A 21,711-nucleotide genomic window follows, 5' to 3' on the forward strand; every position below is an offset into this window, starting at 1 on the left:
CCGGCCCGGACCGCGGGACACCCGCCTCCAGCACCCGTCGCGGATCGTCCGCCTCGGGCTCCCGTCACGGGCCTCCCGCTCCCGGCGCACCGGCGCTGCGCGGGGGCGCGGGGCGCTGGTGCGCCGCGGGGGTCAGACGCCCAGCGCCCCCGGATACATCTCCTCGCGCACCGTGGCGTACTGCTGCCGCACGGCCTGCCCGACGGCCCGCTGCTCGCCCGCCTCGAACACCTGGCAGGCCGCGGCAGGCCACTGGGGTGGACGGCCGGAGCCGGAGAGCGCCCACGCCGCCTGCCGGGCCGCGCCGATCGCCGCGTAGTCGGCCGGCTCGGGCACCACGACCTGCGCGTCCAGCAGCGCGGGCGCCGCCTCCCGGACCGCGCCCAGTCCCGCCGCCTGGCCCAGCAGGAAGACCCGCCGCACCGACACCCCGCGAGCGCGCAGCACCTCCAGCGCGTCCGCCAGCCCGCACAGCATGCCCTCGACAGCGGCCCGCGCCAGGAACTCCGGCTGCATGCTCTCGCGCCGCAGCCCGTGCAGCGAGCCCGCGGTGTGCGGCAGCTGCGGCGTCTGCTCGCCCTCCAGATAGGGAAGCAGCACCAGACCCGAGGAGCCGGGGGTGGAGGAGAGCGCCAACTCGGAGAGGCCCTCCAGATCCGTGCCGAGCATCCCGGCGGTGCCGCGCAGCACCCGCGTCGCGTTCAGGGTGCGCACCACCGGCAGATGCATGCCGGTGGCGTCCGCGTAGGACGTGATGGTCCCGGAAGGATCGGCCAGCGCCTCGTGGTGGACGGCGCACACCGAACCGGTCGCGCCGAGCGAGATCACCACATCGCCTGGGCCCAGCCCCAGGCCGAACGCGGCGGCCATCGTCTGGCCGGTACCGGCGGAGATCAGCAGCCCCTCAGGGGTGTGCCCGGCGGGCTCCGCCGGACCGGCCACCTCCGGCAGCCCCACCCGGTGTCCGAGTGCCAGCTCGACCAGGTCCGGCCGGTAGGACTCGGTGGCCGCCGACCAGTAGCCGGTGCCCGAGGCGTCCCCGCGGTCGGTCACCCGCCGCGCCGGGCGGCCCAGCAACTGCCACACCAGCCAGTCGTGCGGCTGCATGACCTCGGCGGTCCGCCGCGCCGCCGCCGGCTGTTCGCGGGCCAGCCAGCGCAGCTTGGAGACCGGGTGCGCGGCCTGCGGGACCGTGCCGACGGCCGCCGCCCATGCCGCATGCCCGCCGAACGCCTCCACCAGGTCCGCCGCGGCCGTCTGCACCCGCTGGTCGTTGCCCAGCAGCGCGGCGCCGACCGGTTCGCCCGTGCCGTCCAGCGCGACGAGGCCCTGCTGCTGCGCCGAGACACCGATCGCCTGCACGTCGGCGAGCTGCCCGCCGCCCGCTGCCGTGCCGAGGGAGCGCAGCCAGGACTGCGGATCGTCGCGCTCACCGGGGTGCTCGGCGTGCCCGTGCCGGACGACCGCACCCGTTTCGGTATCGCAGACGACGATGCTCGTGTACTCGGCTGAACTGTCCAGGCCGGCGACTATCCCCATGGCCGGAATGATGCCTCATAGCCGCCCGTACCGGGCCCGGCACCCCGCCCCGGTGACGGACGCCGCGCCTCCCGCCGGGCCTCGCGACCGCCCCGGGCCGCACAGGCACGATCCACCGGCACGACCCACAGGCCCACAGGCACGACGACCGGAAGGAGCACCGTTGCCGAACCCCCTGCGCACGCTGAGCCTGGAGGAGCTGCGCCGCCGTACGAGCATGAAGTGGCGCGCCTACGACCCCGATGTGCTGCCCGCGTGGGTGGCGGAGATGGACGTACTGCCGGCGGAGCCGGTCGCCGAGGCGATCCGCGAGGCGGTCCGGACGGGCGACACCGGCTACCCCGCGGGCACCGGCTACGCGGAGGCGTGGGACGGCTTCGCGCGCCGCCGCTGGGACTGGCGGATCCCGGCGGAGCGCACCGCGCTGGTGCCGGACGTGATGCTCGGCGTCGTCGAGGTGCTCAAACTGGTCACCGGACCCGGCGACGCGGTGGTGGTCAATCCGCCCGTCTACCCGCCCTTCTACCAGTTCGTCGCGCACCTGGACCGCCGCGTCGTGGAGGCCCCGCTGGACGGGGCCGGGCGGCTGGATCCGGAGGCGCTGGAGGCGGCGTTCGCTCGGGCCGCCGCGGGCGGGCGGCGCGCTGCCTTCCTGCTGTGCAGCCCGCACAACCCCACCGGCACGGTGCACACCGCGGAGGAGCTGGCGGGCGTCGCGGCGCTCGCCGCCGCGTACGGCGTGCGGGTGGTCGCCGACGAGATCCACGCGCCGTTGGTGCTGCCGGGAGCCAGGCAGGTGCCGTATCTGTCGGTGCCGGGCAGCCAGGACGCGTTCTGTCTGCTGTCGGCTTCCAAGGCGTGGAACCTGGCCGGGCTCAAGGCGGGCCTGGCGGTCGCGGGCAGCGCGGCAGCCGACGAGCTGGCCGCCATGCCGGAGGAGGTCGGCCATGGGCCCAGTCACCTGGGTGTCATCGCGCACTCGGCGGCGCTGCGGCAGGCCACCGGCTGGCTCGACGACCTGCTGGCGGGCCTGGACGAGAATCGGCGGCTGCTGGGGGAGCTGCTCGCCCGGGAACTGCCCGGGGTCGGCCACCGGGAGCCCCAGGGCACCTTCCTCGCCTGGCTCGACTGCCGGGCGCTGGGGCTGGGCGAGGACCCGGCCGCGGTGTTCCTGCGGCGCGGCCGGGTCGCCCTCAATTCCGGGCCCGCTTTCGGTTCCGGGGGAGCGGGGCACGTCCGGCTGAACCTGGCGACCTCTCCGGAGATCCTGGCGGAGGTGGTGCGCCGGATGGCCTCGGTGCTGTGAACTCCCCCGCCCGCTGCGGCTCGGGCGGTCAGCGGCCGGACAGGGTCAGCAGCGCTTGGAGGAGTAGGCGTAGTTCTTGCTCTCGCCGGGCACCGTCACGGCGCCGCGCGCAGCGGTGCAGTGGCGCACGGTGTCCGCCGGGTAGGACCAGAACTCCGCGGCGGAGGTGTGGCGCCAGATGCGCAGCCCGACCAGCTTCTTGGCGTGGAAGTCGTACACGCCGACGTTCGTCGCGTAGTTCCGGTGGTGGTCGCGGAAGCTCTTCCACACCCACAGGTAGCCGTAGTTGCGGTTGCACTTCTTCGAGTAGAACTGCTTGACCGAACCGATCGTGTAGCCCTTGCGCTTGATGTAGCCGGTCGAGCCGATCTGGTAGGCGTCGCTGCACATGTGCGCGGCCATGGCGGATCGGTCGGCGGACATGCCCGCCTCGTCGGCCGCCGGGGCGCTCTCGGGCATGCCGGCGGATGCCGCCGCCGAGCCGGCCCGGGCCTCGGTGGGGGCCGGCGCCGTGGCGTCGGCCTGGGCGGCGCCGGCGGGCAGCAGCGCCATCGCGCAGGCGGCGGCGGTGAGGGCGCCCTTGACGGGCGAGACGCCCTTGAAGGCGGACGAGGTGCGCATGAGTCTCCTCCTGATGGGAGTACGGGATTTTCCGGTCACAACGGTCAGACCAGAACCTCACAGTACGAGGCGGCGATGCCCGTGGCGGGGATTCACGCGCGCGGCGGCGGGTCGTGGAGGAGGGGGCGCGCAAGGGCGCGGAAGGGGCCCGGCGCCACCGGCAAAGCGGCGCCGGGCCCCGGCTCTTGCGCATCCCCTCCGGCCGTCGTGGGCCGCCCGGGTGCGTTGCTCAGCAGCGCTTCTGGGAGTACGCCTGGTAGCTCTGCGGCGCGCCGGCCGGGCGCAGGCTGCCCACGCCGGAGGTGCAGTGGTCGACGGTGTTCGCCCCGTCCGTCCAGAACTCCTGCTGCTTGGTGGACTTCCACGCCTTGGCCGCGTGCACCGAGTCGTCGCTGTAGCTGTAGACGCCGGCGGTGATGTCGTAGGGCGCGGCTGTCTTGCGGAAGCTCTCCCAGACCCACACGTACCCGTAGTTCTCGTTGCACTTCTTCGAGTAGAACTGCTTGACCGAGGCGATCGTCTCCGAGCCCCGCTTGATCAGTCCGCGGGTGCCGATCGGCACGGCGTCGTCGCAGACCCCCGCCGCCCGGGCCGCCCGGCTGGCCGGGTTCCCCTCGGGGGACGGGGCCGTGCTGCGGGTCAGCTTCTGCGGGTGCGACGGGGGAGTGGCCGGGCCGCTGCCGGCGTAGGCGGCCCCGGCGGGCAGGAGTACCAGCGCGGAGGTCGCGGCAGCGGCCAGCGCGCCCTTGGAGAAGCGGGTGGAGCGGGTGGAACGCATCGTGATTTTTCCCCCTCTTCGGTGAAGACGCAGTCGTATGCGTGCTTTCCATGGCATCGCCGGAATGGGCGCGATGCGCGGGATACCCAGTACGACACATCGCTGCCTCGGGGGGTTGTACGCTATCACCCGGCTCTGTGCGGGCAGTTGACGCCTGTCATACCACCGGTCCCACCCGCCACCGGAGCCTCAAAGGGCCCCGGTCACGTGGGCCGCGGAGGTCTCCTCACGCTGTCGCTGCCGTTCGCAGGTCGTCGAGCACCAGTTCGTGCACCACATCCGGGTCCACGCCGAGTCGCGAGAACACCGCGACGGAGATGTTGTCCTCCGACCGCAGCACGCCGAGCAGTACATGCGCGGTCCCGATCTCCCGGTCCCCGCGTGCCGACGCCTCGCGCAGTGCCCGCTTCAACGCGTCCTTCGCACGGGCGGAGAACGGGATGTGCCGGGTGGCCGTCCCGCCGCCGCGCCCCGTGCGGGCGGACCCCGGCGCCGCGTCGAGCGCGCCCGCCCCGAAGGACTCCTCCGCATGCCTGCGGACCTCCGCCAGGTCGATCCCGAGGGCGCGCAGCGCCTCCGCGTCCTGCGGGCCGAGATCCTCGCGGGACCCGGCGACCACTCCCGCGACCGCCGCCCGGCACGACGCCGCGCTCACGCCCAACCGGTACAGGGTCGCGGCCCCCGTCTGTTCGGGGCGCCGCATCGCGCCCAGCAGCAGATGCTCGGTGCCGATCCGGTCGTGTCCGAGTGAGTGGGCCTCCTCCTGCGCGCCGATCACCACGTCCCGTGCCTCCCCGGTGAACCTTTCGAACATCGCCCCTACCTCCCAGTGCGCTTCGAGTGCTTCTTGTGTACGGCCTGCCTGCTGACTCCGAGGGCCGCGCCGATCTCGTCCCACGACCACCCCCGGCGGCGCGCGCTGTCGACCTGGAGTTCCTCCAGGCGCTCCGTGAGCCGCCGCAGTGCGGCAATGGCCCGCAACCCCACGGCCGGGTCGCCGTCCAGGGCGGCCTGCGCGGTGTGGACCGCCTCGTCCGCCCCTCCTGCTTCCGTTCCTGTTGCTTCCGTTCCTGCCATGCATGTCAACCTAGGATGACGTGAGATGCTTGTCAATCATAATTGACAGCGCTTCTGGTGACGGCGCGACGGGGGAGGGGTGATCCGGGTCGCCCGGAGCGTCGTCCCGGGTGCCGCCGGGCAGAGCGGAGGGTGGGGCGGGGCCGGATGGGTGCCGATGAGGGGGCGTGCGGATGGCGCGGAGGGTGGCGCGGGCGCTGTTCCGGGCGGCTCGCACGGCACACCCGCGGAGCGTGCGGTCCGAGCGGGCGGAGGGGTTCTTCGAGGACCGGGGTCGGGCGCCCCGAACGGGTGACGGGGGTGGCGGGCCGGCGCGGAGGTCAACAGCCGTCGGAGAACGCGGAACGGGGCGCCCGTCGTGCGGAGGCGCCCCGGTGGAGGTCCAGCTTGGAACGTTTCTGCTCGGTTGTGCTGAGGTGGGGCGGGTGGGACTCGAACCCACGGCCGACGGATTATGAGTCCGCTGCTCTAACCGGCTGAGCTACCGCCCCGTAACGGCGCGCCGCGCACATCTGTGCGCGCCGTCTGCCGCAGCATAACCGTTCATAGGATCTGCCGCCCGCGGCGGGGGAGATCTACGCAGGTGAGGACCCCGAACCAAGGGTGATTGGTTCCAGTTCGCGGCCAACTTCGTTGTGCAGTACGGAAGAACACCCTGCGCCGGGCCTCGGACGCAGTGGCGGCACGCAAAAAGGGCCCCTGGGAGGGGCCCTTTCGAGTGGTGCTCCCGCGACTGGACTCGAACCAGTAACCTGCCGGTTAACAGCCGGCTGCTCTGCCGATTGAGCTACACGGGACCGTCTCGCCGGTCGCACTCCGGATCCCCGGGGCGCTCCCTTGCGGTGAGGAATACATTAGCGCATGCCAGGGGGTGCTCTGAAATCGGTATTGCCGCCGCCCGAACGCGGTACCCCTGAGGCACCCCGGTGGCTGCCGCAGTCCCCGGGTACCGGCAGCAGGACCACCAGCCGAAAGAAGGGGCAAGCTATGCGCTACCGGCTCACATTCGTGTCCGGACTGGCCATCGGCTACGTGCTCGGCGCCCGTGCGGGACGCGAGCGCTACGAGCAGATCAGGAAGGGCGCGCGGAGGATCGCCGAGAACCCGGCGGTGCGCAACGCGGGGGAGGCGGCGGCGCTCAGCAGCCGGCAGGCCGCGGCGAAGGCCGCCGACGCCGTCCAGGACCGGCTCCCCTCCTCGGTGGCCGACCGGGTCCGCACGGCTCGCGACTACCGTGCCCGCGCGGGCAGCGACTGGGGCGCGGAAGCGCACTGACACCGGTCGGCGGGCCCTTCCGGGGGCCGCCGCGGAAGCGGTCCGGGGGAGGACGGGAGCGGCCACGGCTGCTTCCGTCCTCCCCCGGCGTGCGGACGGACCTCCCCGGGCGGTGTGCGCACGCCGCTACTCCGGGATGCGGCCACGGCCGCTCCCCGCAGCGCTCTCCAGCAGCGGGGCCAGCAGGTCGCCGTACTCCTCGATCCGCTGCGGCAAGTCGGTGCCGAGGAAGACCAGGTCCTCCGGCCGGTCGGCGGCGGCCAGCTCGGCCCACGTCAGCGGGGTGGAGGCGGTCGGGCGCTGCTTGGCGCGCAGTGTGTAGGGCGCTGCCGTGGTCTTGGCCTGGTTGTTCTGCGACCAGTCGACGAAGACCTTCCCCGGCCGCAGATCCTTGGCCATCTTGCTGACCGCGTGGTCGGGAAGCTCCGCCTCGGCCTGCTGGGCGAGCCGTTTCGCGTACGCCGAGACCCGGTCGGAGGGGGTGCGCTCGATCGCCGCGATCAGGTGCAGGCCCTTGGAGCCGGAGGTCTTGGGCAGCAGGGTGATCCCGTCGTCGGCCACCCGTTCGCGCAGCCAGTCGGCGAGCCTGCGGCAGTCCAGGATGTCTGCGCCCTCACCCGGATCGAGGTCGAAGACCAGCCGGTCCGCCTCGGCCTGGTGGTCGGACTGCCACTGCGGGGTGTGCAGCTCCAGGGCCGCCAGATTGGCCGCCCAGATCAGCGTCGCCTCGTCCTGGATGAGGACCTGGTTCAGCGGCGTCCTGCTCACCACCGTGATCTTGCGTGTCGTCACCCAGTCGGGGGTGCCGGGCGGAACGTGCTTGGTGAAGAACTTCTCGCCCTCCACGCCGTCCGGGAAGCGCAGAAAGGAGAGCGGGCGTCCATCGAGGTGGGGCAGCAGGACATCGGCGACGGCGGCGTAGTAGCGGATCGCCTCGCCCTTGGTGAAACCCGTCGCCGGATAGAGCACCTTGTCGAGGTTGCTGAGGGCCAGACGGTGGCCCCCGATCTCCGTGTGCGGCATAACCTGAGAGTCCCATAGAAGGGACAAAGTATGCGTTCAATCTGGAAAGGGACCATTTCGTTCGGGCTGGTCTCGATCCCGATCAAGGTGGTGGCGGCCACCGAGAACCACAGCGTCTCCTTCCACCAGGTCCACACGGCCGACCAGGGCCGCATCCGGTACCGCAAGGTGTGCGAGCTGGACGAGGAGGAAGTACCGCGCGAGGAGATCGGCCGGGGCTTCGAGACCGAAGAGGGCCGCACCATGCTGCTGACCGACGACGACATGGCGGCCCTCCCCCTGCCCACCGCCAAGACCGTGGAGATCCTCGGCTTCGTCCCCGCCGAGGAGATCGACCCCATCCAGCTCGACCGCTCCTACTACCTGGCCGCCGACGGCAAGCGCGCCGACAAGCCGTACGTCCTGCTGCGTGAGGCGCTGAAGCGCTCCGGCAAGGTCGCCGTCGCCAAGCTGGCCCTGCGGGCCCGGGAGAGCCTCGGGATGCTGCGCGTCTACGAGGACGCGCTGGCGCTGCACACGATGCTGTGGCCCGACGAGATCCGCTCGGTCAGCGGCGTCGCACCCGAGGAGGAGGTCACGGTGCGGGACGCCGAACTCGACCTCGCGGACACCCTCATGGAGACCCTCGGCGAGCTGGACTGGGGCGACCTGCGGGACGAGTACCGGGAGGCGCTGGAAGAGCTCGTCCGGGCGAAGGCGGAGGGCGCCGAGCCGCCGCCCGAGGAACTGCGCCGCCGTACCGAGGCGGGCGGCGGCAAGCTGGTGGACCTGATGTCCGTGCTGGAACGCAGCGTCCAGGAGGCCAGGAGCGGGCGCCAGGAGGGCGAGGCGACCGTCCACGAGATCTCGGACCGCCGCAAGGAGACGGGCGAGCGGGCGGCGTCCGGGCGGAGCGGCGGCAAGGGGGCCCACAGGTCCGGAGCCGCGGGGTCCGGCGCGAAGTCGGCCGGCGGGAAGAGTCCCGCCAAAAAGACCGCGGCGAAGAAGACCGCCGCCAAGAAGACCGCCGCCAAGAAGGCTGCTGCCACGAAGACCGGCACCAAGAAGGCCGCTGCCAAGAAGTCGGCGGGTGCGACCGGGTCGACCGGGGCGAAGAAGGCCGCCGCGGGCAGGACCGCCGCGAAGAAGTCCGCGCGGCCCCGCAAGACCGCCTGACCGGAGGCACAGCCCCCCGTGCGCTCCGCCGCCGGGTGTGCCGATCGCGACGGGCGCCGGTACCGGCCGAGGTCGACGGTCCGACGCCCGTGCCTTCCGTGCGTCCCGCATCCTGCCGCGGGTGCGGGTGCGGGTGCGGGTGCGGGTGCGGGTGCGGGTGCGGGTGCGGGTGCGGGTGCGGGACGTCGAACCGGCCGGCCGGCCGGGCAGTCGGCGCCTGGCTGCGCCGCCGTCGCCAGGCGCCCACTCCGGCACCGTCCCCCGCCCCTGCCCGGTGCCCGCTGCGCCGGTCCGGCCGCCCGGCGGACGCGTCCGCCGGGCGGATCGGCACGCCCGGGCCCTCGGCCACCGGCGGCCGCGATCCGCGGGAGCGGCAGGCCCCGGGCCCCGGACACCGGTCAGCGGACGACGTCGAACACGTTCTTCTGCAGGCCGTTGGCGTAGGCGTCGTGCTCGACCAGCTTCAGCTTCTGGGTGTCCTTGTCCGTGGTGCTGAACAGCCGCTTGCCCGCCCCGAGCAGCAGCGGGAAGACGAGCAGGTGGTAGCGGTCGATCAGGTCGGCGTCCGAGAGCGCCTGATTCAGGGAGGCGCTGCCGTGAAGGATGATCGGGCCGCCCTCGGTCCGCTTCAGCGCGGCGACGTCGTCGAGCGAGCGCAGGATCGTCGTCTCGCCCCAGTTCTCCACCAAGTCCTCCTCGCCGAGCGTGGTGGAGACGACGTACTTCGGCAGCACCTTGTAGTCGGCGAAGTCCTCCATGTCGGGCCACACCGGGCTGAACGCCTCGTAGCTGGTCCGCCCCATCAGCATGGCGGCGGCCTCCTGCTGCTCCCGGCTCTTGATGTCGAAGGCCTCGGGGACGAACTCGATGTCCTTGAAGGTCCACCCGGCGTTCCGATAGCCGGGCTCCCCACCCGGAGCCTCCACGACGCCGTCGAGCGATATGAAGGCGGTGCTGATCAGAGTGCGCATCTCAGGTCCTCGGTGTCTGGTGTCGGTTCTCGGCGGATCGGTGCGAGGCCCTCACCGCTCGCGGCTGCTGCCACACCGTTCATGGATCCTGACCGCCGTCTGTGGAAGAACTTATCGGCCTGTCGCAGCTCTTTTTCAGCAGATTTCGGCGAACCGGACCCCTGAGGGACATCCGTCTCCTGCCGCCCTGCCGCCCTGCCGCCCTGCCGTCCGCTCGTGGTCCGGTGCGCCGGATGCCCGTGCTCCCGGCCGGCACGCCGTCGCTCACCAGCCGGTGCGGCGCTCCATGCGGGTCCCCGCGATCCGCGAGAACGCCATGATGTCGCTGGGCTCCTCGACGGTGATGCGGTGCCAGCGCCCGCGCGGGATGACGCAGGCGGTGCCCGGGCCCAGCCGGGCCGCCGGCTCCCCGTCCGGGTCCCGCGGATCGGTCTCGCTGCGGAAGTGGACCCGCACAGTGCCGGTCAGCACGCACATCACCTCCTCGCCGTCCGGGTGGCACTCCCACGACTCGGGGTGTGCGTCCGCGTCGTTCTCGACGTGCAGGGTCACCACCGTCCAGCCGCCGATGTCCGGGGACATCCGGCGCTCCCCGGCCCGGACGTCGCCGTCGGGCCCGAGTCGGATCATGGAGGAGAACAGGTCTACCGCGGTCATGGTGGCCACCTCTTCATCAAGTACGGTGTACGTGAAGACAGTGGAACACGTACGGCGTACGTGGTCAAGGGAAGGCCAGGAGGGCCAGTGGCCGGAAGACGGCCAGGAAAGGCGGACGCCCGGTGCCCGCACCGAAGAAGTTCAGCAGGGACCAACTCGCCTCGGCGGCTCTGGAGCTGGCCGACGACAAGGGGCTGGACGCCCTCTCGATGCGTGCTCTCGCCGCGCGGCTGGGCACCGGTCCGATGACGCTCTACAACTACGTGGACGGCCGGGAGGGGCTGGAGTCGCTGGTGATCGAGGCCGTCGTCCGGCATGCCGCCTATCCGGCGGAGCCCGCCGACGACTGGCGCGAGGAGGTGCGGGTCCTCGCCGAGTCCTACTGGGTGACCGTCCGCCGACATCCCCAGGTCGTGCCGCTGATCGTGGCGCGCCGCACGACGGACGAGTCGACGCTGGCCTTCGGGGAGCGGATGCTGGAGGCGCTGGCCAGGGGCGGCCGGTCGGGGCGTGACCTGCTCGTGGCCTTCCGGCTGGTGGTCGGGTTCGTCATCGGCTTCGCGCAGAGCGAGTCGGGAGCTGCCTCCCTGCGCCTGTCGGGCGGCTCGGCCGACGAGGTGATCGAGCGCGGGCGGACGCTCCCGGGGGGCCGCTATCCGCGGGTGGTGGAGATCGCCACGGCCTCGGCCGAGGGCGACCGTCTGGAGGAGTTCCGGGCGGGGCTCGACCTGCTGGTGGCCGGGCTCAGTGCGCGGTCCCGCCCAGCATCCGCCTGAGCAGATCGCGCAGCAGTCGGCGTTCGGCCGGCGTCAGTTCCTGGAGGGGTTCCCCCGCGAAGTCCAGCTCGCCGCGCAGCCGGGTCGCGGTGGCGCGGCCCTCCTCGGTGGCGGCGGCGACCTTGACCCGGCGATCGGCGGGGTCGGGTCTGCGCTCGACCAGGCCCCTTGCCTCCAGTCGATCGACTATCCCCGTCACGTTCGACGGCTCGCACTTGAGATGGCGGGCGAGCTGCCGCATCGGAGTGGGCCGGTGCGACAGCAGGGTGAGGACGCGTGCCTGTGCGCCGGTCAGCGCATGCTCGGCGGCGGCCAGCTCGTACTCCTCGTGGTAGCGCGCGACCACGGTGCCGATCAGCTCGGCCACCTCGACGCTGAGCGCGTCCGGGGTGCGACCGTCTCCTCCTGCCATGCGACCAGCCTAGCGGGCGGCGGGCGATGCTTGACAACATGAAATATCGGCCCGCATGGTTGTTTCAGTACCTGAAGCAATTCTGGAGGCGACAGCGTGACCTCATCCGTATCCCCCGACTCCGCCGAGAACCGGATCCCGGCCACCGGGCGCGCCTGGCACCTGACCGCCCGGCCGCAGGGCTGGCCCACCACGGACGACTTCGCGCTGCGGGAGGAGCCGGTCCGGGCTCCGGCCGAGGGGCAGATCCTGGTGCGCAACATCCACCTGTCCGTGGACCCGTACATGCGCGGCAGGATGAGCTCGGCGAAGTCCTACGTGGACCCCTACAAGGTGAACGAGCCCATGACCGGCGGCGCCATCGGTGTCGTCCTCGCCTCCGAGGACCCCGCCTTCGCACCTGGCGATCACGTGCTGCACGACCTGGGCTGGCGCGAGTACGCCACGCTCCGGGCCAAGTACGCCACCAAGGTCGACTCCCAGGCGGCCCCGCTCTCCACCTACCTCGGAGTGCTGGGCATGCCGGGCCTCACGGCGTACGCGGGCCTGCTGCGGGTGGCCGGCTTCCAGCCCGGCGACGCCGTCTTCGTCTCCGGCGCGGCGGGTGCGGTCGGCAGCGAGGTGGGCCAGCTCGCCCGGCTGAAGGGTGCCTCCAGGGTGATCGGCTCGGCCGGCTCCGATGAGAAGGTCAAGGTCCTCACCGACGAGTACGGCTTCGACGCGGCCTTCAACTACAAGCACGGCCCGGTCGCCGAGCAGCTCAAGGAGGCTGCGCCGAGCGGAATCGACGTCTACTTCGACAACGTCGGCGGCGAGCACCTGGAGGCCGCCATCGACGCCATGAACCTGCACGGCCGGATCGCGGTGTGCGGGATGATCTCGCAGTACAACGCCACCGAACCGACCCCGGCGCCGCGCAATCTGGCCCAGATCATCGCCAAGCGGTTCCGGATGGAGGGGCTGCTGGTCATGGACCACTTCGACCTCCAGCAGCAGTTCGTCGAGGAGGTGGCCCCCTGGATCCGCTCCGGGGAGCTGAAGTACCGGGAGACCGTGGTCGAGGGCATCGAGAACAACCTGGAGGCTTTCCTGGGCCTCCTGCGCGGGGAGAACGTCGGCAAGATGATCGTCACCCTCGGCGACTGAAGCGCTGCGCAGGGGGCGGGCCGGGGTTCAGCCGGGCCCGGCCGGGTTCCGGCCCGGGCCGGGTCCGGCCGGGCTCCCTGCACCGCCCTCGGACCGAGCGCCTACGCTGGGCACCGCACCGGAGGGAACCTGGGCGCGAGTTCCCCCGGTCGTGCCATCAACAGGAGGAAATCCATGGCGATACAGCCGATCGACGTCAAGTACACCGCCGTCGCCACCGCGGAGAACGGCCGCGACGGCCGCGTGGCCAGCGATGACGGCCAGCTCGACGTCGTCGTCAACCCGCCGCGCGCGATGGGCGGCAGCGGCGCGGGCACCAACCCCGAGCAGCTCTTCGCCGCGGGGTACAGCGCCTGCTTCCAGGGAGCGCTCGGTGTCGTGGCCCGCAAGGAGGGCGCCGACATCTCCGGTTCGACCGTGACCGCCGAGGTCGGCATAGGCAACACTCCCGAGGGCGGCTTCGGCCTCACCGTGAGCCTGCGGGCCACCATTCCGCACGTGGACGAGGCCACGGCCAAGGACCTGCTCGAGAAGGCCCACCAGGTCTGCCCGTACTCGAACGCCACGCGCGGCAACATCGAGGTCACCCTGCAGACCGCCTGATCGAGCGGTCGGGCTGCGGAGTGCCGTCGAACCGGCGGCGCCCCGCGGCCCGGACAGGCCCGAGCCCGGAGGTGCCGGCCGCCTCCCGGCCGGGGCCCGGAGCCGGAACCGGAGCCCGAGCCGTGTCCCCGACCCCGGTCCGGTGGTTCCGGGAGCACCGGGGCCCGGCGGCTCGGAGCGCGCTGCGGAGAGCGGAGGGCCCGGCGAGGACCTGCCGGCCCGCGACGGCCTCTCCCGGACACCGGCCACCTCATCCTGGCGCCGGCCCCTCATCCGGTCGGGCCGCTCGCCTCATCCGGCGGGACGCCGTGCGGTGATCTCCTCGTAGGCCAGCTCCGCCAGGCTGCGCTGGCCCTTCTTGCTGGGGTGGAACCAGTCCCAGTTGCTCAGCTCGGCCTCGGTGAAGCGGTAGTCGAAGACCGCGCCGTTGTCGTAGCGGCACCGCAGGTCCTTGGCGCACTCCTGCTTGAGTACGGTGTTGTAGGCCATCACCCGGTCCTGGACCTCCTGCCGGCGCTCCCGGTCGGCGGCAGCCATCGACTGCGGGTCCTTGAGCATCGACTGGCAGATGCCCAGCCCCCACACCCGCTGCCCTATCGGGTTCTTTCTGCCCTCCTGCCACAGCCGCTTGAGGTTGGGCACGCTGGAGACGTAGACCTGCGCCTTGGGTGCGTCGGCGCGCAGTGCGTGCAGTCCCGCGCGGAAGTCGGTACGGAAGTCCGCGACCGGGGTCATCCGCTCGGTCGTGCTGCGGCAGGCGTCGTTGGCGCCGCTCATGACGGTCACCAGGTCCGGCTTCCGGGCGGCGGCCCGGCGCATCTGCCCGGGCAGGTCGGCCATCACGGCACCGCTGGCCGCGTAGTTCCAGCTCGTCCCCTCGGGGTCGCCCAGCAGCCGCCGCGCGAGGCTGTCGACACCGGGTGCCGTGCCGGTGGCCCACGAGACCTCGGTGCAGTCGGCCAGCAGCGAACAGGCGTCGAATCCTCGGGTGATGGAGTCCCCGACCGCCGCCAGGGAGTCCGGCTCGCGGTTCCAGATCTTCCGCGGGGTCGGCGGGGAATGGGGGCGTGAGGAGCCCTCGGCGCGCTGCGCGCCGTGCTCGTCGCCTCCACCGGAGGAGTCGCCGCACGAGACGGCGAGCACCAGGCCCGCTACGGTGATCAGCACGAAAGCGCAGATGGCGACGGTACGGGACCGTTTGCGTGCGGCGGGCCGCGCACGCGCCGAATGCGCGTTCCCCGGTTCGTGGCTCTCCGTCATCCGCCCCCCTGTTTCACCCGTGCCCGACCGACGGTACGTCACCCACCACGTGCCGCCTCGCGATAGCTTGTGCCATGGTCGATGAGCGGTGGGTCGATCGGCACGGCGACTGGTGAATATTACCTCGCGTCACTTCCTGTCCCTTTCAGGGAGAATTGGGCGCAATGGTGTTTACTATTCGTAACCTCGGGAGCTGGTAGGGAAGTGACCGGTGGTGCAAAATGTCAGGCGCTTTCCCGGCGCGTGACCGGTAGGTGATCGAGGCCGCCCGGTGGCGACCCTCGGAGCGCACTGGAGGTCCCGGTGACGACACGTGGAGTTCTGTACGTCCACTCGGCGCCCCGCGCCCTGTGCCCGCACGTCGAGTGGGCGGTCGCGGGTGTGCTGGGCGCGCGCGTCAACCTCGACTGGATCAGACAGCCCGCCTCTCCCGGCACCTGGCGGGCCGAGTTCTCCTGGCAGGGGGATCCCGGCACCGCCTCCAAACTGGCCTCCGCGCTGCGCGGCTGGCACCTGCTGCGGTTCGAGGTGACGGCCGAGCCGTGCGCGGCTGCCGAGGGGGAGCGCTACAGCGCCACCCCCGGCCTCGGCATCTTCCACGCGGTCACCGGCATGCACGGCGACATCCTCATCCCCGAGGACCGGCTGCGTGCGGCCGTCGCCCGCGCGGGGCGCGGGGAGAGCGATCTGCAAGCGGAGATCTCCCGGCTGCTGGGCAAGCCCTGGGACGACGAACTGGAGCCGTTCCGCTACGCCGGCGAGGGCGCTCCGGTCCGCTGGCTGCACCAGGTGGTCTGACTCGGGCCGCCTGCCCTCCGCGGCGGGTGCCGACAGCTGCTCCCGCCGCGCGTGCCGTTCGCCGGAAGCCGGGCACCGCGCATGCGCGCCGCTTGCCTTCGGGTGCGCTCGAACGCCTACCGTTCCGGCATGTCGTACGAAACCTCTGTCGCGGTGCTCGGCACCGGCACCATGGGGGCCGCCATGGCCCGCAACCTGTCCTCGGCCGGGCTCAGGGTCCGCGCCTGGAACCGCACCCGCGGCCGGGCCGAGCCGCTGGCCGCGCACGGCGTCGGTGTCGCGGAGGACCCGGCCGAGGCGGTGCGCGGCGCGGGCACCGTCCTGACCTCCCTGCACGACGGTCCCGCCGTGCTGGACGCCATGCGTGCCGCCGCCCAGGGCCTGTCCGAGGGCACCGTGTGGCTCCAGACCAGCACCGTCGGGCCGGACGGGCTGGGACCGCTGGTCGAGTTCGCCCGGGCGCACGGGCTGTGCTTCCTGGACGCACCCGTGCTCGGCACCAAGGCACCCGCCGAGGCGGGCGAGCTGACCGTGCTGGTGTCCGGCGCCTCGGACGACCCCGAGGTGCGCGAGCGCGCGGCTCCGGTCCTGGACGCCATCGGTGCCCGGACCCTGTGGCTCGGGGCGGAACCCGGTGCCGCCAGCCGCCTCAAGCTCGTGGTCAACAACTGGGTTCTCACCCTCGTCAACGGCACCGCCGAGACCCTGGCGCTCGCCGAGGGCCTCGGTGTCGATCCCGACGCGTTCCTCGGCGCCGTCGCGGGCGGTCCGCTGGACGCCCCGTATCTGCAGGCGAAGGCCCGGCTCCTCTTGGAGGGCGGCTATAAGGCGAGCTTCCCGCTCTCCGGCGCCCGCAAGGACGCCGAGCTCATCGCCCGGGCGGCCCGGGAGAGCGGGGTGCGGCTCGATGCAGCCCCTGCGGTGGCCGAGCGGCTGCGGCGCGCCGAGGCGCAGGGGCACGGCGGGGACGACGCGGTCGCCTCGTACTTCGCCAGCTACGAGGCGTCCGACTACGGCAGGGGCGATGCCCGGGGCTCGGCATAGCGGCCACCACCCCGGCTCGCGCCGCCCCACCGCTTCCGGTGCCCCGGTGGCCGGGGGGCGGTGGCGCCACCGGACGAGGGCCGGGGACCGAGAAGGGGTGAGGGGCGGCCTCCGGGAGGCCACCCCTCACCCCTGTCGCGACAGGACCCGGTTCGGATCACGGTCCGGGACACGGCCCGGGCGCGGGATCACACCGTGCGGAACGCCAGCACCACGTTGTGGCCGCCGAAGCCGAAGGAGTTGTTCAGCGCCGTGATCCGGCCCTCGGCCGGGAGCTCGCGGGCGGCGTCGCGCACGATGTCGCCGTCCACCTCCGGGTCGAGGTTGTCGATGTTGATCGTCGGCGGTGCGATGCGGTTGTGCAGCGCCAGCAGCGTGGCCACCGTCTCGACACCGCCCGCGCCGCCGAGCAGATGCCCGGTCATCGACTTGGTCGCCGAGATGCTCATGTGGTCGACGTCGTCGCCGAACACCTTGCGCAGCGCCTTCAGCTCCGCCAGGTCGCCCTGCGGGGTCGAGGTCGCGTGCGCGTTGATGTGCATGACCTCGGCCGGGTCCAGGTCGGTGTTGGCGGCCAGGTGCTGCAGCGCGTGCGCGATGCCGTTGCCCGAGGGCTCCGGCTGCACGATGTCGTGGCTGTCGGCGGAGATGCCCTGGCCCACCGCCTCGGCGTAGACCCGGGCCCCGCGGCGCCTGGCGTGCTCGGCCGATTCCAGCACGATCACCCCGGCCCCCTCGCCGAGCACGAACCCGTTGCGGTCCACGTCGAAGGGGCGGGAGGCGCCCTGGGGGTCCTCGTTGTTCTTGGACATCGCCATCATGTTGCCGAAGGCGACGATCGGCAGCGGGTGGATGGCCGCCTCGGTACCGCCCGCGACGACGATGTCGGCGCGGCCGGTGCGGATCATCTCGATCGCGTACCCGACCGCCTCGGAGCCGGAGGCGCAGGCGCTGACCGGGGTGTGCACCCCGGCCCTGGCGTTGACCTCCAGGCCCACGTTGGCCGAGGGGCCGTTCGGCATCAGCATCGGAACCGTGTGCGGCGAGACGCGGCGGACGCCCTTCTCGCGCAGCACGTCGTACTGGTCCAGCAGCGTGGTCACGCCGCCGATCCCGGACGCCACCACGGCGCCCAGCCGGTCCGGGTTGACGGAGGCGTCCTCGCCGGCCCGGGCGGTGAAGCCCGCGTCGGCCCACGCCTCGCGGGCCGCGATCAGCGCGAACTGCGCCGAGCGGTCCAGCCGCCTGGCCTGGGGGCGGGGGATGACCTCGCTCGGGTCGACCGCGGCCCGGGCCGCGATCCGTACCGGCAGGTCGGCGGCCCACTCCTCGTCGAGGAGCGCCGCGCCCGAGCGCCCGGCAACGAGCCCTTCCCAGGTCGATGCGCTGTCGCCACCCAGCGGTGTGGTTGCGCCGATACCGGTGACGACCACGGAGTGATTGGTCGCGTTCACTGGAATTCTCTCCACGGTAGGGGGTGACTCGTTTGAGCCACCCGCATGCCGGGTGGCGACAAACGCGTCAACGGATGTTTCAGGGCTGGTGCTTGAGGATGTAGTCGGTCGCGTCGCCGACGGTCTTGAGGTTCTTGACGTCGTCGTCCGGGATCTTCACGTCGAAGCGCTCCTCGGCGGCGACGACCACCTCGACCATGGACAGCGAGTCCACGTCGAGGTCGTCCGTGAAGGACTTCTCGAGCTGAACGTCCTCGGCCGGGATACCGGCGATCTCGTTCACGATGTCGGCGAGGCCCGAGACGATGTCTTCCTGAGTGGCGGCCATTGCGGCGCTCCTTCGTGTTGCGGTGAGTCCGCAGCGCCCGACCCTGTCGTACGGGGCTGCTTGGATCTTGACTAGGGGAGGGTAACGACCGTGGCGGCGTAGACGAGACCCGCCCCGAAGCCGATGACGAGGGCGGTGTCGCCGCTCTTCGCCCTCCCGGTCGCCAGCAGCCGCTCCATCGCCAGCGGGATGGAGGCAGCCGAGGTGTTGCCCGTGGTCTCCACGTCCCGGGCGACCGTGACGTGTTCGGGCAGCTTGAGAGTCTTCACCATCGAGTCGATGATCCGCATGTTGGCCTGGTGCGGGATGAAGACGTCCAGGTCCTCGGGGGTTATCCCGGCGGCGTCCAAGGCCTGCTGCGCGACCTTGGCCATCTCGAAGACGGCCCAGCGGAAGACCGTCTGGCCCTCCTGGCGCAGGGCGGGGAACTTCACCGAGCCGTCCTCGCTCAGCGGAAGCTGTGCGACGTCGCCGACCCGGAAGCCGTCCCAGGGGATGGTCTGTGAGATGACGTCCCGCTTGTCGCCCTCCGAACCCCAGATCGAGGGGCCGAAACCGGGCTCGTCGGACGGGCCGACGACGACGGCTCCGGCGCCGTCCCCGAACAGGAACGCCGTGGAGCGGTCGGTCAGGTCGGTCAGGTCGGAGAGCCGCTCGGCGCCGACCACCAGCACGTGCCGCGCGCTGCCCTCGACGATCAGGCTCTTGGCCAGGGTGAGGCCGTAGCCGAAGCCGGCGCAGCCCGCGTTGATGTCGAAGGCCGCCGCCTTGCCCGCGCCCATCCGGTCGGCGATCTCGGTGGCCACCGCCGGGGTCTGCTTGAAGTGCGAGACGGTCGAGATGATGACCGCGTCCACCTGGTCGGGAGTGACTCCGGCGTCCGCGACGGCCTTGCCCGCGGCCTCCAGGGTCATCTCGGCGACTGTCTCCTCCGGCCCCGCCCAGTGCCGGGTGGCGATGCCCGAACGGGAACGGATCCACTCGTCGGAGGAGTCGATGTGCTTGAGGATCTCCTCGTTCGGTACCACACGGGTCGGTCGGTATCCGCCGACGCCGAGAATGCGCGCATACGGCGAGCCCTGTGCGGGCTTGATCTTCGCGGTCATGCTTCTCGGACTCCTTGGAGGTCAGGCGGACGTGTGAGCGGCGACGAGGTCCCGTGCCGCGGCGAGGTCGTCGGGCGACTTCAGCGCCAGCGTCCGTACGTCCGGCAGGGCGCGCTTGGCCAGGCCGGTCAGGGTGCCGCCGGGGCACAGCTCGATCAGCGCCGTGGCGCCCAGCCGCTGGAACGTCTCCATGCACAGGTCCCAGCGCACCGGCGCCGAGATCTGGTGCACCAGCCGGCGTACGACGTCCGGGCCCGACTCCACGACCTCGCCGTCGAAGTTGGAGACATAGCGGGTGACGGGTGCGCCCGGTGTCACGTCCGCGACGGCCGCCTCCATGGCGGGCAGCGCGCTCGCCATGTGGTCGGTGTGGAAGGCCCCGGCCACCTTCAGCGGGATGACCCGCGCCTTCTCGGGGCGGTCGGCGGAGAGCGCCGCGAGCTGCTCGGCGGTACCGGCGGCCACGACCTGGCCCGCGCCGTTCATGTTCGCGGGGGTCAGGCCGAGCTTCTCCAGGTGCCCGGCGACCACGTCCGGGTCCCCGCCCAGCACGGCGGACATCCCGGTCTCGGCAGCGGCGGCTGCCTCGGCCATCGCCGTGCCCCGGGCACGGACGATGCGCAGCGCCTCCAGCGGGGTGAGCACTCCGCTCAGCGCCGCGGCGGCCAGTTCGCCGACGCTGTGCCCGGCGAAGGCACCGACGGCGGCAGCCCGGGCGGATACGTCCTGCGCGGGGTCGGCCGCCAGCAGCGCGTCACCGGACAGCAGGGCACTGGCCACCAGCAGCGGCTGGGCCACGGACGTGTCCCGGATCGCGTCGGCGTCGGCCTCGGTGCCGTAATGCACCAGGTCCAAGTCGATGGCGGCGGACCACTGGGCCAGCCGGTCGGCGGCGCCGGGGAGTTCGAGCCAGGGGGTCAGCAGGCCAGGCTTCTGGGCGCCTTGGCCGGGAGCGACGAGTACGAGCACTCTTTCACTCTCTCCTGTGGACACGGGTCTCGGCCGGTGGGGACCGAGACGAAGAACGGGGAGGGTAATTGTGGACCCTCGACAAAAGGTGCCCGCCAGCTTACGGCTGACCTCCGAAGTCGGCGAGACGCCCCAGGATCAGGGCGACACGCAGAGTGAATGCTGAGCGGACATCCGACGGTGACCACCCGGTGACGTCCGTCACACGTCGTAGCCGGTAGCGGACGGTGTTGGGGTGCACGAACAGCATCCGCGCCGCGCCCTCCAGGCTACTCGCCTGCTCCAGATAGACGCTGAGCGTTTCCAGCAGCGCCGACCCGGCCTCCTCCAACGGTCTGTAGATCTCCTCCACCAGCAGCTCTCGCGCGACCGGGTCGCCCGCCATCGCGCGCTCCGGCAGCAGGTCGTCCGCGAGGACCGGGCGGGGGGCGTCGGGCCAGGCGGCGCACGCTTTCAGGCCCGCCATCGCCGCCTGTGCCGAGCGCGTCGCGGCCAGCAGGTCGCCCACCACGGGCCCCGCGACCACCGGACCCGCCGCGAACGGCCCGATCAGCGACTTGGCGGCCTTCAGCGGATCGTCCGAACCCCCGGTGATCACCACCAGGCGACTGCCGAGCACCCCGGTGAGCACCTGCAACTTCGCCTGCCGGGAGGCGCGCCGGATGGCCTCGACGGTCAGTTCGCTGTCGCCGTCCGGCGCGGTACCCAGGACCACGGCCACATGTTCGGGAGAGTTCCAGCCCAGCGCCGCGGCCCGGGAGACGGCGCCCTCGTCCGCTTCTCCGGAGAGCACCGCGTTGACGACGAGCGACTCCAGCCGGGCGTCCCACGCGCCGCGCGCCTCGGCGGCCTGCGCGTACACCTGCGCGGTCGCGAAAGCGATCTCCCGCGCGTACACCAGCAGCGCCTCGCGCAGCACCGCCTCGTCGCCGGGTGCCGCCACCTCGTCGATCGCCGTCTCGACGACCTCGATCGTGGTGCGGACCATCTCCACGGTCTGCCGCAAGGTGATCGCGCGCGTCAGTTCCCGCGGCGCGGTGCCGAACACGTCGGTGCTGATGGCCTGCGGCGTCTCCGGGTGCCGGAACCACTCGGTGAAGGCCGCGATGCCCGCCTGCGCGACCAGGCCGATCCAGGAGCGGTTCTCCGGCGGCATGGCGCGGTACCAGGGGAGCTGCTCGTCCATCCGCGCGATGGCGGCGGCGGCGAGTTTCCCGGAGGACTGTTCCAGGCGGCGAAGGGTGGCCAGGTGGGGGTGCTGGGGTGGTGGATCTGAGGCTTCGGGCACGGGACAAGCCTGCCTTACCGGATGCCCGTGCCGGGCGCGGGGGCGCGAGGGGGACCCGTCGAGGGGCCAGGATCGGCCCTCGACGTCGGCGCGGCCGTGGAGTACAGCGGGGGCGCCTGCAGGCC

Annotated in this window: 23 protein-coding genes and 2 tRNA genes; 8 read left to right on the forward strand and 17 right to left on the reverse strand. The window is 72.3% G+C overall.

Translation table 11 applies throughout. The features are described 5' to 3' along the window. Positions 1-132 precede the first annotated feature (132 nt). Positions 133-1,539, reverse strand: a complete 1,407-nt coding sequence (locus ACFYNS_RS02815; protein ID WP_360292363.1) for an FGGY family carbohydrate kinase — start codon at positions 1,537-1,539, stop codon at positions 133-135. Positions 1,540-1,756: 217 nt separating this feature from the next. Between ACFYNS_RS02815 and ACFYNS_RS02820 the strand changes: the two genes are divergently transcribed. After that, positions 1,757-2,845, forward strand: coding sequence for an aminotransferase class I/II-fold pyridoxal phosphate-dependent enzyme (locus tag ACFYNS_RS02820; RefSeq protein WP_360292465.1), 1,089 nt, complete (start codon positions 1,757-1,759; stop codon positions 2,843-2,845). Between the two features lie 45 nt (positions 2,846-2,890). Here ACFYNS_RS02820 and ACFYNS_RS02825 read toward each other — a convergent pair whose 3' ends face one another. The 6 genes from ACFYNS_RS02825 to ACFYNS_RS02850 form a co-directional block, all read right to left on the reverse strand. After that, positions 2,891-3,466: a hypothetical protein gene (locus ACFYNS_RS02825; protein WP_360292365.1), complete on the reverse strand. Its 576-nt coding sequence runs from the start codon at positions 3,464-3,466 to the stop codon at positions 2,891-2,893. 229 nt (positions 3,467-3,695) lie between these two features. Continuing rightward, complete coding sequence (locus ACFYNS_RS02830; protein WP_360292368.1) at positions 3,696-4,244, reverse strand: hypothetical protein; 549 nt, start codon at positions 4,242-4,244, stop codon at positions 3,696-3,698. A 226-nt stretch (positions 4,245-4,470) separates the two neighbouring features. After that, positions 4,471-5,058, reverse strand: coding sequence for a Clp protease N-terminal domain-containing protein (locus ACFYNS_RS02835; protein ID WP_388600345.1), 588 nt, complete (start codon positions 5,056-5,058; stop codon positions 4,471-4,473). A 5-nt stretch (positions 5,059-5,063) separates the two neighbouring features. Continuing rightward, the gene (locus ACFYNS_RS02840) at positions 5,064-5,321 is read right to left on the reverse strand and encodes a hypothetical protein (protein WP_360292374.1); all 258 of its coding nucleotides are present in this window, start codon (positions 5,319-5,321) and stop codon (positions 5,064-5,066) included. A 417-nt stretch (positions 5,322-5,738) separates the two neighbouring features. Then, positions 5,739-5,812, reverse strand: a tRNA-Ile gene (locus ACFYNS_RS02845). 233 nt (positions 5,813-6,045) lie between these two features. After that, positions 6,046-6,118, reverse strand: a tRNA-Asn gene (locus ACFYNS_RS02850). A gap of 190 nt (positions 6,119-6,308) precedes the next feature. On the opposite strand from ACFYNS_RS02850, the gene ACFYNS_RS02855 reads away from it, so the two are divergent. After that, positions 6,309-6,596 (forward strand): YtxH domain-containing protein, encoded by a 288-nt coding sequence (locus ACFYNS_RS02855; RefSeq protein ID WP_388600348.1) that lies wholly within the window; start codon positions 6,309-6,311, stop codon positions 6,594-6,596. Between the two features lie 126 nt (positions 6,597-6,722). Here ACFYNS_RS02855 and ligD read toward each other — a convergent pair whose 3' ends face one another. After that, the gene (gene ligD, locus ACFYNS_RS02860; protein WP_360292376.1) at positions 6,723-7,619 is read right to left on the reverse strand and encodes a non-homologous end-joining DNA ligase; all 897 of its coding nucleotides are present in this window, start codon (positions 7,617-7,619) and stop codon (positions 6,723-6,725) included. 30 nt (positions 7,620-7,649) lie between these two features. Between ligD and ACFYNS_RS02865 the strand changes: the two genes are divergently transcribed. After that, positions 7,650-8,774 carry a Ku protein gene (locus ACFYNS_RS02865; protein ID WP_360292379.1) on the forward strand — a complete coding sequence of 375 codons (1,125 nt, stop codon included), beginning with the start codon at positions 7,650-7,652 and terminating at the stop codon, positions 8,772-8,774. 398 nt (positions 8,775-9,172) lie between these two features. Here the strand turns inward: ACFYNS_RS02865 and ACFYNS_RS02870 are convergent, their stop codons facing one another. Both ACFYNS_RS02870 and ACFYNS_RS02875 read right to left on the reverse strand, forming a co-directional pair. Next, positions 9,173-9,745 carry a dihydrofolate reductase family protein gene (locus ACFYNS_RS02870; protein WP_360292382.1) on the reverse strand — a complete coding sequence of 191 codons (573 nt, stop codon included), beginning with the start codon at positions 9,743-9,745 and terminating at the stop codon, positions 9,173-9,175. A 264-nt stretch (positions 9,746-10,009) separates the two neighbouring features. Continuing rightward, positions 10,010-10,402: a cupin gene (locus ACFYNS_RS02875; RefSeq protein ID WP_388600352.1), complete on the reverse strand. Its 393-nt coding sequence runs from the start codon at positions 10,400-10,402 to the stop codon at positions 10,010-10,012. Between the two features lie 122 nt (positions 10,403-10,524). On the opposite strand from ACFYNS_RS02875, the gene ACFYNS_RS02880 reads away from it, so the two are divergent. Beyond that, a complete protein-coding gene (locus ACFYNS_RS02880; RefSeq protein ID WP_388600355.1) occupies positions 10,525-11,178 on the forward strand; it encodes a TetR/AcrR family transcriptional regulator in 654 nt (217 codons plus the stop codon). Here the strand turns inward: ACFYNS_RS02880 and ACFYNS_RS02885 are convergent. Continuing rightward, complete coding sequence (locus ACFYNS_RS02885) at positions 11,147-11,590, reverse strand: MarR family transcriptional regulator (RefSeq protein WP_360292391.1); 444 nt, start codon at positions 11,588-11,590, stop codon at positions 11,147-11,149. The two genes, ACFYNS_RS02880 and ACFYNS_RS02885, sit on opposite strands and share 32 nt — an antisense overlap. Before the next feature lie 96 nt (positions 11,591-11,686). On the opposite strand from ACFYNS_RS02885, the gene ACFYNS_RS02890 reads away from it, so the two are divergent. Together ACFYNS_RS02890 and ACFYNS_RS02895 are read left to right on the forward strand one after the other, a co-directional pair. After that, a complete protein-coding gene (locus ACFYNS_RS02890) occupies positions 11,687-12,736 on the forward strand; it encodes an NADP-dependent oxidoreductase (protein ID WP_388600358.1) in 1,050 nt (349 codons plus the stop codon). 174 nt (positions 12,737-12,910) lie between these two features. Further along, positions 12,911-13,339 carry an organic hydroperoxide resistance protein gene (locus tag ACFYNS_RS02895; protein ID WP_360292396.1) on the forward strand — a complete coding sequence of 143 codons (429 nt, stop codon included), beginning with the start codon at positions 12,911-12,913 and terminating at the stop codon, positions 13,337-13,339. Between the two features lie 291 nt (positions 13,340-13,630). Here ACFYNS_RS02895 and ACFYNS_RS02900 read toward each other — a convergent pair whose 3' ends face one another. Beyond that, complete coding sequence (locus ACFYNS_RS02900; RefSeq protein ID WP_360292399.1) at positions 13,631-14,599, reverse strand: SGNH/GDSL hydrolase family protein; 969 nt, start codon at positions 14,597-14,599, stop codon at positions 13,631-13,633. Between the two features lie 303 nt (positions 14,600-14,902). Here ACFYNS_RS02900 and ACFYNS_RS02905 point away from each other — a divergent pair, with 303 nt between their 5' ends. Both ACFYNS_RS02905 and ACFYNS_RS02910 read left to right on the forward strand, forming a co-directional pair. After that, entirely contained in the window at positions 14,903-15,397 is a 495-nt protein-coding gene (locus ACFYNS_RS02905; protein WP_360292403.1) for a DUF3145 domain-containing protein, read from the forward strand. Between the two features lie 129 nt (positions 15,398-15,526). After that, positions 15,527-16,441: an NAD(P)-dependent oxidoreductase gene (locus ACFYNS_RS02910; RefSeq protein WP_360292406.1), complete on the forward strand. Its 915-nt coding sequence runs from the start codon at positions 15,527-15,529 to the stop codon at positions 16,439-16,441. A 188-nt stretch (positions 16,442-16,629) separates the two neighbouring features. Here the strand turns inward: ACFYNS_RS02910 and ACFYNS_RS02915 are convergent, their stop codons facing one another. The 5 genes from ACFYNS_RS02915 to ACFYNS_RS02935 form a co-directional block, all read right to left on the reverse strand. Beyond that, entirely contained in the window at positions 16,630-17,895 is a 1,266-nt protein-coding gene (locus ACFYNS_RS02915; RefSeq protein WP_360292409.1) for a beta-ketoacyl-[acyl-carrier-protein] synthase family protein, read from the reverse strand. A 79-nt stretch (positions 17,896-17,974) separates the two neighbouring features. Next, entirely contained in the window at positions 17,975-18,223 is a 249-nt protein-coding gene (locus tag ACFYNS_RS02920; protein WP_360292412.1) for an acyl carrier protein, read from the reverse strand. A 71-nt stretch (positions 18,224-18,294) separates the two neighbouring features. Beyond that, the gene (locus ACFYNS_RS02925; RefSeq protein ID WP_360292415.1) at positions 18,295-19,329 is read right to left on the reverse strand and encodes a ketoacyl-ACP synthase III; all 1,035 of its coding nucleotides are present in this window, start codon (positions 19,327-19,329) and stop codon (positions 18,295-18,297) included. Positions 19,330-19,350: 21 nt separating this feature from the next. After that, complete coding sequence (locus tag ACFYNS_RS02930; RefSeq protein WP_360292418.1) at positions 19,351-20,298, reverse strand: ACP S-malonyltransferase; 948 nt, start codon at positions 20,296-20,298, stop codon at positions 19,351-19,353. A gap of 100 nt (positions 20,299-20,398) precedes the next feature. After that, positions 20,399-21,586, reverse strand: a complete 1,188-nt coding sequence (locus tag ACFYNS_RS02935; protein ID WP_360292421.1) for a helix-turn-helix domain-containing protein — start codon at positions 21,584-21,586, stop codon at positions 20,399-20,401. Between the last annotated feature and the right edge of the window lie 125 nt (positions 21,587-21,711).

Origin of the sequence: Streptomyces sp. NPDC006925 (assembly GCF_042869575.1) — a bacterium.
Classification (GTDB): Bacteria; Actinomycetota; Actinomycetes; order Streptomycetales; family Streptomycetaceae; genus Streptomyces.

Coding starts and splice junctions, on each gene's coding strand:
- ACFYNS_RS02870 (WP_360292382.1), bottom strand. CDS start 9,745: ATGCGCACTCTGATCAGCACCGCCTTCATATCGCTCGACGGCGTCGTG.
- ACFYNS_RS02875 (WP_388600352.1), bottom strand. CDS start 10,402: ATGACCGCGGTAGACCTGTTCTCCTCCATGATCCGACTCGGGCCCGAC.
- ACFYNS_RS02900 (WP_360292399.1), bottom strand. CDS start 14,599: ATGACGGAGAGCCACGAACCGGGGAACGCGCATTCGGCGCGTGCGCGG.
- ACFYNS_RS02830 (WP_360292368.1), bottom strand. CDS start 4,244: ATGCGTTCCACCCGCTCCACCCGCTTCTCCAAGGGCGCGCTGGCCGCT.
- ACFYNS_RS02815 (WP_360292363.1), bottom strand. CDS start 1,539: ATGGGGATAGTCGCCGGCCTGGACAGTTCAGCCGAGTACACGAGCATC.
- ACFYNS_RS02910 (WP_360292406.1), top strand. CDS start 15,527: ATGTCGTACGAAACCTCTGTCGCGGTGCTCGGCACCGGCACCATGGGG.
- ligD (WP_360292376.1), bottom strand. CDS start 7,619: ATGCCGCACACGGAGATCGGGGGCCACCGTCTGGCCCTCAGCAACCTC.
- ACFYNS_RS02925 (WP_360292415.1), bottom strand. CDS start 19,329: ATGACCGCGAAGATCAAGCCCGCACAGGGCTCGCCGTATGCGCGCATT.
- ACFYNS_RS02865 (WP_360292379.1), top strand. CDS start 7,650: ATGCGTTCAATCTGGAAAGGGACCATTTCGTTCGGGCTGGTCTCGATC.
- ACFYNS_RS02835 (WP_388600345.1), bottom strand. CDS start 5,058: ATGTTCGAAAGGTTCACCGGGGAGGCACGGGACGTGGTGATCGGCGCG.
- ACFYNS_RS02895 (WP_360292396.1), top strand. CDS start 12,911: ATGGCGATACAGCCGATCGACGTCAAGTACACCGCCGTCGCCACCGCG.
- ACFYNS_RS02820 (WP_360292465.1), top strand. CDS start 1,757: ATGAAGTGGCGCGCCTACGACCCCGATGTGCTGCCCGCGTGGGTGGCG.
- ACFYNS_RS02825 (WP_360292365.1), bottom strand. CDS start 3,466: ATGCGCACCTCGTCCGCCTTCAAGGGCGTCTCGCCCGTCAAGGGCGCC.
- ACFYNS_RS02885 (WP_360292391.1), bottom strand. CDS start 11,590: ATGGCAGGAGGAGACGGTCGCACCCCGGACGCGCTCAGCGTCGAGGTG.
- ACFYNS_RS02920 (WP_360292412.1), bottom strand. CDS start 18,223: ATGGCCGCCACTCAGGAAGACATCGTCTCGGGCCTCGCCGACATCGTG.
- ACFYNS_RS02855 (WP_388600348.1), top strand. CDS start 6,309: ATGCGCTACCGGCTCACATTCGTGTCCGGACTGGCCATCGGCTACGTG.
- ACFYNS_RS02840 (WP_360292374.1), bottom strand. CDS start 5,321: ATGGCAGGAACGGAAGCAACAGGAACGGAAGCAGGAGGGGCGGACGAG.